General features: G+C 48.0%; 13 protein-coding genes and 1 pseudogene. 12 read left to right on the plus strand and 2 right to left on the minus strand.

Annotation, left to right across the window (positions count from 1 at the left end; translation table 11 throughout):
• The 10 genes and pseudogenes from Q0238_RS10290 to Q0238_RS10335 form a co-directional block, all read left to right on the plus strand.
• A pseudogene (locus tag Q0238_RS10290) lies at positions 1–229 on the plus strand (nitrite reductase); the annotation flags it as partial.
• Position 230: 1 nt separating this feature from the next.
• Positions 231–1,202 (plus strand): NrfD/PsrC family molybdoenzyme membrane anchor subunit, encoded by a 972-nt coding sequence (gene nrfD, locus Q0238_RS10295; RefSeq protein ID WP_297945777.1) that lies wholly within the window; start codon positions 231–233, stop codon positions 1,200–1,202.
• Between the two features lie 20 nt (positions 1,203–1,222).
• Positions 1,223–3,910, plus strand: a complete 2,688-nt coding sequence (gene ccsA, locus Q0238_RS10300) for a cytochrome c biogenesis protein CcsA (RefSeq protein ID WP_297945779.1) — start codon at positions 1,223–1,225, stop codon at positions 3,908–3,910.
• A gap of 10 nt (positions 3,911–3,920) precedes the next feature.
• A complete protein-coding gene (locus Q0238_RS10305) occupies positions 3,921–4,754 on the plus strand; it encodes a tetratricopeptide repeat protein (protein WP_297945781.1) in 834 nt (277 codons plus the stop codon).
• A 31-nt stretch (positions 4,755–4,785) separates the two neighbouring features.
• The gene (locus Q0238_RS10310; protein ID WP_297945784.1) at positions 4,786–5,913 is read left to right on the plus strand and encodes a nitrous oxide reductase accessory protein NosL; all 1,128 of its coding nucleotides are present in this window, start codon (positions 4,786–4,788) and stop codon (positions 5,911–5,913) included.
• On the plus strand, positions 5,910–6,098 hold the full coding sequence (locus Q0238_RS10315) for a hypothetical protein (RefSeq protein WP_297945785.1): 189 nt from the start codon (positions 5,910–5,912) through the stop codon (positions 6,096–6,098). The genes Q0238_RS10310 and Q0238_RS10315 overlap by 4 nt, the downstream gene beginning before the upstream one ends.
• Positions 6,088–7,197 (plus strand): FtsX-like permease family protein, encoded by a 1,110-nt coding sequence (locus Q0238_RS10320; protein WP_297945787.1) that lies wholly within the window; start codon positions 6,088–6,090, stop codon positions 7,195–7,197. Before Q0238_RS10315 ends, Q0238_RS10320 begins: the two co-directional genes overlap by 11 nt.
• Positions 7,194–7,871, plus strand: a complete 678-nt coding sequence (locus tag Q0238_RS10325) for an ABC transporter ATP-binding protein (protein ID WP_297945789.1) — start codon at positions 7,194–7,196, stop codon at positions 7,869–7,871. The genes Q0238_RS10320 and Q0238_RS10325 overlap by 4 nt, the downstream gene beginning before the upstream one ends.
• The gene (locus tag Q0238_RS10330) at positions 7,868–8,821 is read left to right on the plus strand and encodes a hypothetical protein (RefSeq protein WP_295150073.1); all 954 of its coding nucleotides are present in this window, start codon (positions 7,868–7,870) and stop codon (positions 8,819–8,821) included. Before Q0238_RS10325 ends, Q0238_RS10330 begins: the two co-directional genes overlap by 4 nt.
• Positions 8,818–9,327 (plus strand): hypothetical protein, encoded by a 510-nt coding sequence (locus Q0238_RS10335; RefSeq protein ID WP_005870878.1) that lies wholly within the window; start codon positions 8,818–8,820, stop codon positions 9,325–9,327. The genes Q0238_RS10330 and Q0238_RS10335 overlap by 4 nt, the downstream gene beginning before the upstream one ends.
• A 135-nt stretch (positions 9,328–9,462) precedes the next feature.
• Here the strand turns inward: Q0238_RS10335 and Q0238_RS10340 are convergent, their stop codons facing one another.
• Positions 9,463–9,642 (minus strand): hypothetical protein, encoded by a 180-nt coding sequence (locus Q0238_RS10340; RefSeq protein WP_297945791.1) that lies wholly within the window; start codon positions 9,640–9,642, stop codon positions 9,463–9,465.
• A gap of 470 nt (positions 9,643–10,112) precedes the next feature.
• Between Q0238_RS10340 and Q0238_RS10345 the strand changes: the two genes are divergently transcribed.
• Positions 10,113–10,934 (plus strand): DUF364 domain-containing protein, encoded by an 822-nt coding sequence (locus Q0238_RS10345; RefSeq protein WP_297945793.1) that lies wholly within the window; start codon positions 10,113–10,115, stop codon positions 10,932–10,934.
• 135 nt (positions 10,935–11,069) lie between these two features.
• On the plus strand, positions 11,070–11,753 hold the full coding sequence (locus Q0238_RS10350; RefSeq protein WP_297945795.1) for an alpha/beta hydrolase: 684 nt from the start codon (positions 11,070–11,072) through the stop codon (positions 11,751–11,753).
• A gap of 916 nt (positions 11,754–12,669) precedes the next feature.
• Here Q0238_RS10350 and Q0238_RS10355 read toward each other — a convergent pair.
• A complete protein-coding gene (locus Q0238_RS10355) occupies positions 12,670–13,458 on the minus strand; it encodes a hypothetical protein (RefSeq protein WP_297945799.1) in 789 nt (262 codons plus the stop codon).
• Positions 13,459–13,603: the final 145 nt, after the last annotated feature.

Genomic DNA, 13,603 nt, shown 5'->3' on the forward strand with positions numbered 1-13,603 from the left:
AAGAGCCGCAGAGAGCTGCAACTTCTGCTTGGATACGAATTTAAAAGACGGTCACGAGCCTGCCTGCATCGAGGCGTGCAGATACGAGGCGATCGTATTCGGCGATCTAAACGACGAGGGCTCGCACATCAGCAAGCTACTTCGCGTAAAAGATAGCCTGCGCATGCATCCTGAGTGCGGCACGAAGCCGAGCCTGCGCTATATTCCTGCGGTAAAACTAGGGGTGTGATATGAACGGAGCTATAAATTTCACTGCGACCTTCTCGCACGGCGTGGAGTGGGGCTGGCCGATTGCGGTTTATCTTTTGCTAGCGGGCATGAGCGGCGGCGCTTTAGTAGTCGCGATCCTCGTTAGGCTTTATAAAAAACAGACCGAGAGCACGCCGCTATTTAAGGCTGCGTCGCTGCTATCTTTCGTAGCGATCCTTCTGGGTATGGTCTGCCTGGTAGCCGACCTTGAGCGGCCGCTTCTTTTTTGGAAAATTTTGATTAATTACAACTTCACCTCGGTTATGTCCGTGGGTGTGGCGGCGCTTTGCGTCTATATCCCGCTTAGCTTCGTAGCCTGCCTTTATGCGTTTGAAGCTGATCTTAGCGGATTTTTATCGCGCAGACTTACTTTTTTAAAAGGGCTTTTCGCGCTCGTAATGAAAATTTTAAACGCGCTTCGCCCGCTGCTTCTTGCGCTTACGCTAGTTTTTGCGGTCGCGATCTGTGCCTATACGGGCTTTTTGATCTCGGTTTTAGTTAGATTTCCTATCCTTAATACCGCCGTTTTACCTGCGCTTTTCGTGGCGTCTGGCTTATCGGCGGGAATTGCGGGCTCAAGCCTGATAGCTGCGCTTTTCTTTAAAGCGGACCCGCACGGCGGCGATCTTAAAATTTTACACGCGGTCGAGTGGCCGGTTTTAGCGATGGAAATTTTACTAATCGGCATGATTTTCGTCTCGCTAGTAACGGGCAGCGACGTGCAAAAAGCCGCGAGCGTCGCATTTAACGAGGGATTTTATGCGAAGATGTTTTGGCTAGGCGTCGTGGGCGTAGGCTTTTGCGTACCGCTCGTTTTAAATTTCGCACTAGGCAAAAAGATCGCTCACACCGCGTTTGCATTCTACGCGAGCGCGCTTGCCAGCGTCATGGGCGTGCTGCTTCTTAGGATGTTTATACTATACGCAGGTCAAACTTACGATATAATAATGTAAAAAATTCGAAAGAGGCGATTTTGGGCGTAAATTTATTTAGATTTTTCACTTCTTACAAATTTGCGCTCTGCCTCCTCTTTATCCTAGCCACAGGCGCCGGCGTCGCAACCTTTTTAGAGAGCATTTACGACACGCAAACAGCTAAAATTTTAGTCTATGAGGCGCGCTGGTATGAGTGCGTCATGGGCGCTACGACGCTGAGCCTGCTCGGCATTATAATTAAAACCAAAATGTGGCGCCGCTTCGGCTCATTCGTTCTGCATGCGGCATTTATCGTTATCTTTATCGGCGCGGCGCTGACGCGTTATTTCGGTACCGAGGGCGTGCTACACGTAAGGGCGGGCGAGAGCGAAAGCGAGATGATAAGCGTCAAGCCATACTTACAAATCCGCACGCAAGACGCGCTGTTTGAACACCCGCTAAATTTAAGCCAGATCGGCAATAACGATTTTAGCTTCACGCAAAGTATAAATTCTAAAAGCTTCACCGTTAAATTTAGCTCCTATAAACCCGCGCCCAAAGGCGAGCAGGGCACGCTTGCGGTACAAGCGGGCTTTGAGGGCGGAAGCGAGCAAGAAGTAGAGCTGCGCGGCGGCGCGGGCTGGCTGGGCGAGCCTAAAATTTTAAACTTTGACGGCGAGGAGATAATGCTAAGCTGGGGCTCGAAACTCATAGAGCTTCCGTTTGCGGTAAAGCTTTTGAAATTTAAGCTCGAGCGCTACCCAGGCTCGCAAAGTCCATCATCCTACGCCAGCGACGTTGAAATTTTAAAAGAGAGCAAGAGCGCGGGAGAGCATGAAATTTATATGAACCACCCGCTAAACTTTGACGGCTTTAAGCTCTTTCAGTCCTCCTACGACACCGACGAGCTGGGCACGGTGCTGGAGCTTAATCGCGATCCGGGTAAAATCCCCACTTATTTCGGCTATTTCTTGCTTTGCGTCGGATTTATCGGCAATCTTTTTACTGCGGGCAGCAGGTTTAAAAAGCTCGCTAAATTTATCAAAAATAACGCGCCCGCCGCGCTCCTTTTGATCGCGCCGCTTTTTTTCAGCATTGAGCTTCGCGCCGCGGATGAAAACTATCTAGCAAACCTTAAAACTAACTCGCGAGTTCATGCAAACGGCGCGTTCGCGGAGCTTTTGGTGCAAGATTACATGGGTAGGATCAAGCCGCTTAGCACCGAAGCAAGCGAGATCGTAAATAAAATTTCGGGTACGGATTCACTTTACGGCTTAAGCGCCGAGCAGATGATCCTAGGAATGAGCCTAAATCCCGCGTTTTGGCGCGATCAAAAGATCATTAAGATCAAAAACGACGAGATCAAAAAGATGCTAGGCTTGGCGCCGCAGGAGCGATATGCGAGCTTCAATTCGGTCTTTGATGAAAACGGCAACTACAAGCTCGCGCGCGCCGTGGACGAGGCGAATGAAAAAAGTGCCTCGCGCCGTGGCGTGCTCGATAACGAGCTGATTAAATTCGACGAGCGGCTAAATATCGCGTATCTGACCTTTAGAGGGGTGTTTTTTAAATTTATCCCCGTGCCGAACGACCCGCAAAACACCTGGCTCTCGCCGAACGACGCCTTTGCGGATTATAGTATCGCTCCGCAAATCAAAGGCGTGCTAAACGATTATCTAAACGGCCTGCAAGACGGAATTTCGGATAATGATTGGGCTAAAGCGGATGCAGCGTTAGCGGAGCTGAAAAACTACCAAAGAGCCACCTCGGCGGCTATTCTTCCAAGCGTTAGCCGCGTCAAAGCCGAGGTGTTTTACAACAAAGCTTCGGTTTTTAAAAAGCTAGTTTATTGCTATATGATCCTAGGCGGCGTAGCTCTAATATTGGCGCTTTTGGGCGCGCTTTGCGGTAAGCGCTTCACGCTCGTGCAAAAAATTTTATTTGCAGCCTTTGCTACAAGCTTTGCGGCACATACCCTCGCGCTTGCGCTGCGCTGGTACGTCGCGGCTCACGCGCCGTGGAGCGATAGCTATGAGTCCATGATCTACATCGGCTGGTCGGCGGCGCTTGCGGGGATCATATTTTTTAGAAAGTCCCTACTTACGCTAAGCGCGAGCTGCTTGCTGGCTAGCGTCGTGATGCTGGTAGCGCATATGAGCTTCGTAAATCCGCAGATTACCAACCTCGTGCCGGTGCTAAAGTCCTATTGGCTTAGCATCCACGTCTCGGTTATCACGGCTAGCTACGGATTTTTAGGGCTTAGCTGCCTACTTGGGCTTTTGGCTCTTGTTTTGATGGCTCTTAAAAACAGCGCCAATCGCGAGCGGCTTAACGCTCAGATCAGATATATAACGGCTATCAACGAGATTAGTCTCATCGTGGGGCTTTCGATGCTGACGCTTGGAAATTTCTTCGGCGGCGTGTGGGCGAATGAGAGCTGGGGGCGATACTGGGGCTGGGATAGCAAAGAGACCTGGTCGTATGTTTCAATCATCGTCTATGCGATCGTGCTGCATCTAAAGCTTATCCCGAAGCTCGGCTCGATTTACGTTTATTGCGTGAGCTCGACGATTGCGTATAGCTCGATCATAATGACCTATTTCGGCGTAAATTTTTACCTCACCGGCATGCACTCTTATGCCGCAGGAGATGCGCCGCAGATACCCGCGCCGTTTTATTGTATAATAGCGGCGGTATTTTTAATAATCGCTCTTGCTTTCAGAGGCAGGGACGTAAAAACGATATGAAGGAGTAAATTTGAAAAAATTTCTAATAGCGTTAGCCTTGGCTGCCGCGGCAAATGCGGGCTTTATCAGCGAGGGCATTCAGGCACAGCAAAGCGGCGATCATAAAAAACTCGCAGAAATTTACGAGCGAGCGTGCGGTTTGGAAAATAAAGCTTCGGGATGCTATAATCTAGCCGTTTTGTATTTTGAGGGCACCGGCAACGTAGAGAAAAATTTCGAAAAAGCGATCAGCCTCTACGAAAAAGCGTGCGGCGCTAAATTTGCGCTTGCGTGCAATAATCTAGGCTATATCTACGAAAGCGGCAACGGCGCGGATCAAAATTTTACCAAAGCCGCGGCTTATTACGAAAAAGCCTGCAAAGATAACGAAGGCTGCACCTCGCTCGGGCTTTTATACGCAAACGGCGCAGGGCTTGCAAAGGACGTCGCCAAGGCGGCGAGCCTTTATGAAAAGGCCTGCACCTACGGCGATATGATGGGCTGCAACAACCTGGGCTATCTGTATCTGAAGGGCGAAGGCGTGCAGCAAAGCTTCGCAAAGGCTAAAATTTTTTACGAAAAGGCTTGCGGCGGCGATATCGGCATCGGCTGCAACAACCTTGGCTATCTATACGCCTTCGGGCAGGGGGTAAGCCAGGATTATAAGCAAGCAAAGCAGCAGTATGAAAAGGCGTGCAACCTCAGCCACTTCGACGGCTGCAATAACTTAGCCATAATGTATGCCGAAGGAAAAGGGGTGAAGTCCGATAACGCCAAAGCAAAAGAGTTTTTCAAAAAAAGCTGCGAGGGCGGCATCAAGATGGGATGCGAGAATTTGGAATTTTTAAATTCGATTAGTAAGTAAATTTAAAACATCAAATTTTTAAGGAGACAGTATGATTTTACGTTCGTTTTTAGCTTCGGCTGCGCTCGTCGCGTTCGTTTGCGGTGCTTCGATGGACGGGGCCAATAAACAACCGGCAAAGCCTATGTTTCAAAGCGTGGATCCTAGCAAAGCTACGCTTGTAGGAAGCGGAGAGGGCAAAGAATACTGCGCCGTTTGCGGAATGAGCCTGGTAAAATTTTATAAAACCAACCACGTTTGGAACGGCAAGCAAGTAGCTTCTCTGCACTGCTTGTACGAGATTACGGGAGGCAAAATTCCAAGCGACGCGCAGGTCGTCGATACGAAAAATCTAAATTTAATCGACGTAAATAAAGCCTTTTACGTCGTGGGCAGCAAGATCAAAGGCACGATGACGCGTAATAGCAAATACGCCTTCTCGAGCGAAGCCGATGCGAAGGAATTTCAAGCCGAAAACGGCGGCGAGATAGTGAACTTTGCCAAAGCCTACGAGATTGCGGGGCAGGACTTCGCGGGCGATAATAAGATGATTAAAGCCAAGCGTGAGGGCGGCGTTTACGCGCACGGCAAGGAATTTTACGAAACAAACTGCGCTAAAACGGACGCCAAAAGCTTCAAAGCCATCTCCGAGCTCAAAGCTCATCTCAAAAAGACTTGCGACGCAAAAGGCGCTAGCAAGGCTCCAGAGTACGACAAGCACCTACAAGCCGCAGCGCTATATTTGTGGGATGCGCCGGCAAATTTAGGCAGCAGCGGTAAAGATGCAAAAGCGAAAAAGGCTGAAAAGATCGTCGTGCCTGAGGGCGCTAAATGCCCGGTCTGCGGCATGCTAGTGGGTAAAAATCCTAACTGGGCGGCGATGATAGAGATTCAAGGCGGCGAGAACTTGTATTTTGACGGCGTGAAAGATCTGATGAAATACTACTTCCAAAAGGGCAAGGGCTTTGATAAAATTTTCGTAACCGACTACTATAAGCTTCATAAGATTGATGCAAAAAGCGCTTTTTACGTGCTCGGCTCCGACGTCTTAGGACCGATGGGCGACGAGCTCATTGCGTTTGATAGCGAGAGCGCGGCCAAGACCTTCGCCAAAGATCACGGAGGCAAGAGCGTACTTAAATTTGACGAAATTCAAGAGAGCGTAATAGAAGGGCTATGAGGCTCATTTGCGCTTTGACGATCTTTTTTGCCGCCCTTTACGCGCTCATTGCGGTGCATTATGTAAGCTTTGATCGCGCAAAGAGCGAGCAGTGTCTGCAAAAGCTCGCGCGCGAGATAAGGGACGTGCGGCTCTCAAGCAGCTTTAAGAGCAAGGCCTACGCGGAGTTCGTCTATGATAAGTAAAAGCTTCATCGATTACTCCGTAACTCTGCTGCGAAAAGACAAAGCCGATCACTCCTTTAGCTTCGCGATATTTGCCTTTATCGTTTTTATTTTAAGCTCGGTGCTTTTCATCTCGGGCTCCATTCAAAACGATCTCGAAAAGGTCATCAAGCTCAGACCCGACATCGTAGTAGAGGCTCTGCGCGCGGGTAAACGCGATCTGATGCACGACGGCTATATCTACGACATCTCTAAGATCGCGGGCGTCAGCGAAGTGCAGGGCGCCGTGGACGGGATGTATTACTTCGCTCAAAAGCGCGTTTGGTTTCATATTGTAGGCGACGAAAGCCTGAGCGAAAACGAAATGATCGTAGGCGAGGGGGTAAAGGCGGCGATGGGCGAGTGGTACTACGAGGACGAGTTTCACTTCTTAACCGAACAGCGCCTAATCGCGATTAAGATTAATAAAATTTCGCCGCACGAAAGCAGCATCGTCTCAAACGACGTGATCTATCTAAACCCCGTTACCGCGCGCAAGGTGCTAAGCCTGAAGGAGGGCGAATACACCAAGCTCTACGTAAGCGTACCCAACCCCAACGAAGTAAGTGAAGTAGCGCTTAAGATCGTAAATTTATACCCCAACACGGAAGCCCTTAGTGCCGAGGATGCGGTAGCTGAAGTGAGGCATCTGTATTATTACAAGGGCGGGATCTTTATGGTGCTTTACGCCGTGGCGATGATCTCGTTTTTCATCTTGCTGAAAAATCAAATTTCGCTCGCATACGGCGAGAAGAAAAAGGAGATCGCAATCTTGCGCAGCATCGGCTTTTGTATAAAGGACATCATCGCGATGAAATTTATCCAAAATTTTATCGTCTCGCTAAGTGCCTATCTACTCGGCGTCGCGGGCGCTTATGCTTATGTTTTTATCCTAGATGCGCCGCTTCTGCGCGATATATTCTTAGGCGGCGAGCTGCGAAATTTCATCACCTTCACGCCCGCGATAAATTTCAATATGCTCTTTTTGATCTTCGTCTTTAGCGTGATCCCGTTTTTAGCCTTCGTCATCATCCCATCCTGGCGCATCGCTATCGGCGATATGAGCGAGGCGGTCAAATGAGTAAGATAGAGATCAAGCAGCTTTTTAAAATTTACAACGAGGGCAGGGCGAATGAATTTTGCGCTTTAAAAAATATAAGCTTAAGCGTCGAGGAAGGGCAGATCGTAATCTTAAAAGGGGTTAGCGGCAGCGGCAAAAGCACGCTTCTATCCATCATAGGCGCGCTTTCTAAGCCGAGCAGCGGCGAGGTTTTAGTAGACGGCGCAAACGTCTCCAAGCTCGCCGATATCGAAAGCTCCGCATATCGCCACAAAAAAATCGGCTTTATCTTTCAGTCTTTCAACCTGCTTGAGGCGCTTAGCGTTTATAAAAACGTCCTTGCGCCGCTTAGTCTTGAACGGCTGGGCAGGGATGAGCTTGGCGCGCGCATAGATGAAGCGATGCAGATTGCTAATATCGCGCATAAAAAAGATCAGATCGTCTCTAGCCTTAGCGGCGGCGAGAAGCAGCGCTGCGCCATCGCTAGGGCGCTCGTGATGGGGCCGCAGATCATCTTAGCCGACGAGCCGACGGCAAATTTAGACAAACAAAACTCGCTCGGCTTTATCGAAATGCTCTCAAAGCTCAAAGAGCTTAAAAAGACCGTTTTGATCGCGACGCACGATATACTCTTCGACGAGTTAAGTTTCGTGGATCGATATGTGTTTTTAAAAGATGGAGAAATTTCAGCATGAGCGTATTTTTATCGGGTAGCGTGATCGCGTTTTTGGCCGTGGAGCTGATCGTAATAGCGCTGATGGCGATCTCGCAGTTTCACATCGTGCGGATCATGCGCTACTGGGACTTTAACGCCACCTCAAATTTACAATACGCCCTGGAGAAAAGAAACTATCTCATCAACACCATTTTGTTCTTCACGATAGCGTGCAAGATCATTTTGTTTATATTTTTCGCGCTCTGCCTAAATGAGCTCTCTTCGGTCGTGCCAGGTGCGATGTGCTCCGCAGGCGTCGTGGGCTCGAACCGCTACGGCAACATTCTGCTGCTTTTAAAAATTTTATTGATCTTCGGCTTTGGGCTCTGGCTTATTTTAAACAGCCTCGATCTTAAAGCGGGCAAATTTCCCTATCTGCGGCGCAAATACCTGATCTTTACCATCCTTTTTACGGGCGTTTTGGCGGAGTTTATTTTAGAAATTCTATTTTTTACCAATATCCCGCTGCGCGTGCCGGTATTTTGCTGCTCGGTCGTATTTCGCGCGCCGAAGCTTCCGTTCGGCTACACGCAGGCGCTTTTGGCAACCTTTTTCTACGCGATATTAGGCGCCATTTTGATCTTAAATTTCTTAAAGCAGTCGATGGCGAGCTTTGCTCTGAATTTACTCTTTTTGTTCGTCGCATACTACGCGATCACCTATTTTTTCGGGCTTTACGTTTACGAGCAGCCCAATCACAAATGCCCGTATTGCATGCTTTTGAAGGATTATTACTTCGTCGGCTATGCGATCTGGGGCTCGCTATTTTTGGGTATATTTTTCGGCATCGTGCCCTTTTTAACGGAGCTCATCACCAAGCGCGCCTACACCCACCTGCTTAAATACTCCTCGTTCTGGCTCATTCTAAACGCGCTCATCTGCAGCGCCTACGTCGTCAAATACTACTTCGTGCGGGGCGCGCTGCTATGATTAAGAAAATTTTTGCCGCGGTTTTGCTCGCCTGCGTGATGGGGCTGCTCATATCGTCTATGGATATAGCCGAATCCAAAATTTCCGTGCGCCACGGCAACACGGATAAGCAGCCGCTGCAGATCGAATTCGGAAAATACCTATGTCACGAGAGCGGCACGGTGATAAACGATCTGTACAACACCGCTCAGGCTGTTATGCCAAACGGCGATACATATTTTTTCAACGACATCGCAAACGTCTTCATGTGGCTGATGCGGCAAAAAAACAAAGATGAGATCGTGGTGTGGGTTTATTCGCAAGACACCGAGAAATACATCATCGCCAAGGACGCCTGGTACTCGCGCGTCGAGATCACGCCGATGGGCTACGGCTTTGGGGCGTATGAGTTTCACAACTATGGCAGGAGCGACTACTACTACGACGAGATTGTGCTGTGCGCCGCTCGCGGCGAAACGCTGCTAAATCCGCTCATCAACATCCTGCTATCCGAAAATAAAATTTAGCCTCGCGGCGGATCGGGAAATAAAATTTAGCCCCGAAACGGATGGGAAATAAAATTTAGCCGTGCGGTAGGTAGAAATAAAATTTAACTCCGCAGCGGGCGCAACTTGTCGCAGATACGGCTTGTCGTTTGAATTTTATTCGCGTGCGGCTTGAATTTTACCCGCGCCTTTTATTAAATTTTGCCCGCTGCTGCCGCTTTCGTTAAATTTAGCTCGCGTCCGAGTTTGCGTTCGCACGCAATTATTAAATTTGCTCGTATTTGCCCAAGCTCGCGCCCATTCGTATTCATTGAAATTTAGCCCGCATTCGCTCATTAAGCTAGCCTAAAATTCAGTTCGTATCGGCTTACTATTGTTAAATTTACCCGTCTATGTCCAAACTCTCGCTCGTCCGTCCTTACGGAATTTAGCCTACATTTGCCTGGGTTCGCATCGACTTGCTCTCGTTAAATTTAATCTACCCGCACCGCCTGTTCGCTACCCCATCAATATCGCTTGCTCGTTTGCCGCTTCGTCCGCGTTAAAATTCCAGACCGCACTCGCTCGTTAAAATTTCATGTTTGTCCGCACGTTTCAAATTTTAAAGCCGCACCGCGCTTTTAAAATTCCAAGCCGCATTCGTCTCTGCTCGTTACATAAAATTTTATCTCGCGCCTGTCGCTTGCGTTAAATTTGGCTCGCGTCTTCTTGGACGTTGCCCGCCGCGCGCCGAATAAATCTATATCAATACGGGCGCCGAAATTTTAAGCTATAATGGCGCTAAATTCCACATTAAAGGAGCGAAAATGAGCGAAATTTTAGATCAAACGCTGGAGTGCGCGAAAGAAATTTTAGGCGCCCAGGCGCTAGATCTTAAGATCGAGCGCGCGGTCGCGGGGCTGTTTTTTAGCGGCGTGAAGCTGCAAGGAGGCGCGTGCGGGCTTAGCTATACGCCGCTAAAGTCCCTATCGGGCGCCGTTTGCTGCCCCTCGCAAGCAAGCGCGATGCCCGATTCTGGCAATATCGCGGGCAAGAGCGTGCGCTATCTGCTGCGCGATCTGGGCTCCGCCGCGCCGCTTAAAAAGACGCTCGCGCTCGCTGCGCTAAATGCGCTAGGTAGGGCGTGTTTCGATAAAATCCGCGCGGATTACGACGTGAAATTCGGCGCCGATCCCTTTGAGCAGCTGCGGATCGAGCGCGGCAGCTTTAGCGTCGTCGTGGGCGCGCTGGTGCCCTACATCAAGACGCTGATGAAAAATGGCGCGGATTTTAAAATTTTAGAGCTTGACAAAAGCACGCTCAAAGAAACGGAGCTGCCGTTTTACCTGCCCGCAAGCGAGGCTAGCAGCGTCGTGCCGCGCGCCGATAACGTGATAATCACGGCTACGACGCTCATCAACGACACGCTCGATGGGCTTTTGCGCCTGAAAAAAAGCGGCGCCAAGCTCGTGCTCGTGGGGCCAACCACGCCGCTACTGCCGCAGGCGCTGTTTGAGCGCGGCGTGGACTTTGCGGGCGGCACGCTCGTGCGAGATGCAGACGCGGTACTCGATATCATCGCGCAGGCGGGCTCGGGGTATCATTTTTTGGGTAAATTTGCCGACAAAATCACGATCTGTAGGGGCTAGCGCGCAGATTGAAATTTTAAAATTTGCGCGCAAGCGGCTTTGCCGCGAATCTTTATAGATCTACGCGAACGTTTTAAGAGGTCTTTTTTAAAAAACGATGTAAAATGTCCGCTTTAGAAATGAGAGGAGCTATAGATGAATAGCAAAAGACGAAATGCGATGAAATTTAGCTTGGCGTGCGCAGCTTCGCTACTTTGCGTCGGTACCGCCTCGTTTGGGGTGAGCTTAAATTCGAAGGAGAAAAATATGCAAAAGTGCGTCTATATCGTGCACGGCTACGATGCTTCGCCTAAGAAGCACTGGTTTGCCTGGCTTAAAGGCGAGATCGAAAAATCGGGCGCGAGCGCGGAAATTTTAACGATGCCTACGCCTGCGCACCCAAGGCTTGATGAGTGGCTGAAAACTCTGCGAGAAAGCGTAAAATTTGAAGGCGAAGTTTATCTGGTCGGACACAGCCTCGGCTGCCCTACGATCTTAAATTTCTTACAAAGCAGTGCCGCAAGCGGCGCAGTAGAGGGCGTAGTGCTAGTCTCGGGGCTTGCAAAGCCGCTTAGCGATCCGCAATTTAAAATTTTAGACGAGTTTATGGAAAAAGGCTTTGATTTTGAGCGCATAAAAGCCGCCGCAAAACAGCGCGCGGTGGTTGCCGCAAAGGACGATTATATCGTGCCGTTTAGCTTTAGCCGCGAGCTAGCAGGGCAGATGGACGCTAAGTTTTACGAGGTGGAAAAAGGCGGGCATTTTTTGGATAGAGACGGCTTTACGAAGCTTGATCTCGTGTATGAAATTTTAGAAAAAATGATGAGACCAAAGGGCTAGGCTTCGGACAAATGCGCCCGCTTGGTTTTTGCTTCTGCATTCGCCGCTCGTATTTTTCTCTGCCGAAGCTTGGACTTGCTTTGCGGCTAAGATAAGGGTCTCGTATTTAGCCCGAAGGCTTCGCTACCCGCATAAATAAATAGATAAGCCCGCGGCGTAATCGTCGTTTGCGAGGCAAAGTTCTGCGCCGTTTTAAAATTTTGTAAACGCCGCAGCGGCATAAGGGTATTCTGCGCAAATGTCAAAATGCGACGGTAAGTAGGTTTCGGGTTACGGCGAGATAAAATTTCGCGTCCGCGGCGGAGCTTTTACGACAATAGAATTTTAAAATTTTAAGGCAAGCGAGATGAGCTAAATTTTAAATAGCACTCGGCTTGTGCGAGCTAAATCCGTGTTCAAGCTCATGCTGCGTAGGAGATAAAATTTAGTGGGCGCGAAAGGCGCATAAGTTTAACTTTTCTTTTCGTTAAACACATACGAGATCACGAAAACGATCAGACAAACGGGCGCGAACGCAAATGCAAACGCCACTCTCCAGCCTGCCACATGCTCGCCCCAAAAATACCCCGCTGCGAGGCATGCAAAAATCCGCCGTAAAAAGCTCCGAGCGATAAATTTTCTACCGAAAAAAAGCAGTAAACTAAGATTTGGATTTTTTACAAACAGCTTGCTTGGCTTAAAATTTTTATACCTTTTAAACAAATACCAAAGCAGCGCGCAAGCCAAAATTGCAAATATTGCCGTAAAAACAGCGATTCTAGGTGCACCTAACAAAGGCAAAACCGCCAAAATCAAAGCCGCTGCCCACCAAATAAGCAAGAAAACCACCCGCTAAGAGAGCAAATATCTCGCCACTCTGTGAAATTTATACCTTTGCTCTGCACTCACTATATCTTGCGCACTCCTTGACATTTTATCAGGGCATATCTGCCAATTCTTTTATCATACTCTCAACACTTTTGTCTATATCAGTTTTCGTAGTGCCGCAGTTATCAAATTCTAAATAACTAATATTTTGTTTAAGATCTGATTTGTGGTTCTCATACCAACTTAATTCTTTATTTATTTGCTCCATAAATTTTTCGTTATCAAAAAGATAGATATAAGTAAAAGCCAATTTATTTCTATTTAGAATTATGCCATCTCCATTATATAGATAATACTCATGCTCGCCTACCAATTGAATTATCGGAGTAGTAAATCCTGCACTATTTTTATCTAAATTTACGCTTATAAACTTCGGCTTCAAAACAATAGGCTTTAAATTGAGTAATTCAAAATAGATATATCTTGATTTATTATAAGAGATATTTCTATCTCGGTTTATTTCCAATACTTTATCATACGTTATTTTATTGCCGTACCCATAGGCAGCGTAATAATTCAGCATTTTATTATAGATATCTCTACATTCTTTGATGCCCTTAAATTTTTTACAATCGTTACTCCTCATCGTATAAAGAATTATTTTGCCTTTTTCTAAAAAATCCAAAATCGCTCTTTTATACAGCTCCTCTTTGGGCAAAATTCTATCCTCTTTTAGGCAGTATCCTTGATTGTATTTGTTGTAGTCGAAAGTAGAAACTATCACGAAGCCTCGCGAAGTGGAGTAGTCGGGAATTATACGGATAAATGCGGCACAGAGTATTATTATAAGAAGCAGCACTGCGGCTAGGATTTTAAATTTAAGTTTGCGAAATTTCATAATGATCCTTTAAATGCCGCCAGCGAAGCAAACGCATACTTCGCCGTCCTGTGAAATTTATACCCTTGCTTTGCATCCATCGGTCTTAATTCCCTTAAATTTTTTAATAAAATTCATATTAGAGATTAGCGCCTCTCTATATCTC

Source organism: uncultured Campylobacter sp. (assembly GCF_938045775.1).
Lineage (GTDB): Bacteria > Campylobacterota > Campylobacteria > Campylobacterales > Campylobacteraceae > Campylobacter_B.

Excerpts from the sequence above, each read along its gene's own strand:
- Q0238_RS10340 (WP_297945791.1), bottom strand. The coding sequence starts at position 9,642 with ATGAGCGAATGCGGGCTAAATTTCAATGAATACGAATGGGCGCGAGCT.
- Q0238_RS10335 (WP_005870878.1), top strand. The coding sequence starts at position 8,818 with ATGATTAAGAAAATTTTTGCCGCGGTTTTGCTCGCCTGCGTGATGGGG.
- Q0238_RS10315 (WP_297945785.1), top strand. The coding sequence starts at position 5,910 with ATGAGGCTCATTTGCGCTTTGACGATCTTTTTTGCCGCCCTTTACGCG.
- Q0238_RS10345 (WP_297945793.1), top strand. The coding sequence starts at position 10,113 with ATGAGCGAAATTTTAGATCAAACGCTGGAGTGCGCGAAAGAAATTTTA.
- Q0238_RS10350 (WP_297945795.1), top strand. The coding sequence starts at position 11,070 with ATGAATAGCAAAAGACGAAATGCGATGAAATTTAGCTTGGCGTGCGCA.
- Q0238_RS10320 (WP_297945787.1), top strand. The coding sequence starts at position 6,088 with ATGATAAGTAAAAGCTTCATCGATTACTCCGTAACTCTGCTGCGAAAA.
- nrfD (WP_297945777.1), top strand. The coding sequence starts at position 231 with ATGAACGGAGCTATAAATTTCACTGCGACCTTCTCGCACGGCGTGGAG.
- Q0238_RS10310 (WP_297945784.1), top strand. The coding sequence starts at position 4,786 with ATGATTTTACGTTCGTTTTTAGCTTCGGCTGCGCTCGTCGCGTTCGTT.
- Q0238_RS10325 (WP_297945789.1), top strand. The coding sequence starts at position 7,194 with ATGAGTAAGATAGAGATCAAGCAGCTTTTTAAAATTTACAACGAGGGC.
- Q0238_RS10330 (WP_295150073.1), top strand. The coding sequence starts at position 7,868 with ATGAGCGTATTTTTATCGGGTAGCGTGATCGCGTTTTTGGCCGTGGAG.
- Q0238_RS10355 (WP_297945799.1), bottom strand. The coding sequence starts at position 13,458 with ATGAAATTTCGCAAACTTAAATTTAAAATCCTAGCCGCAGTGCTGCTT.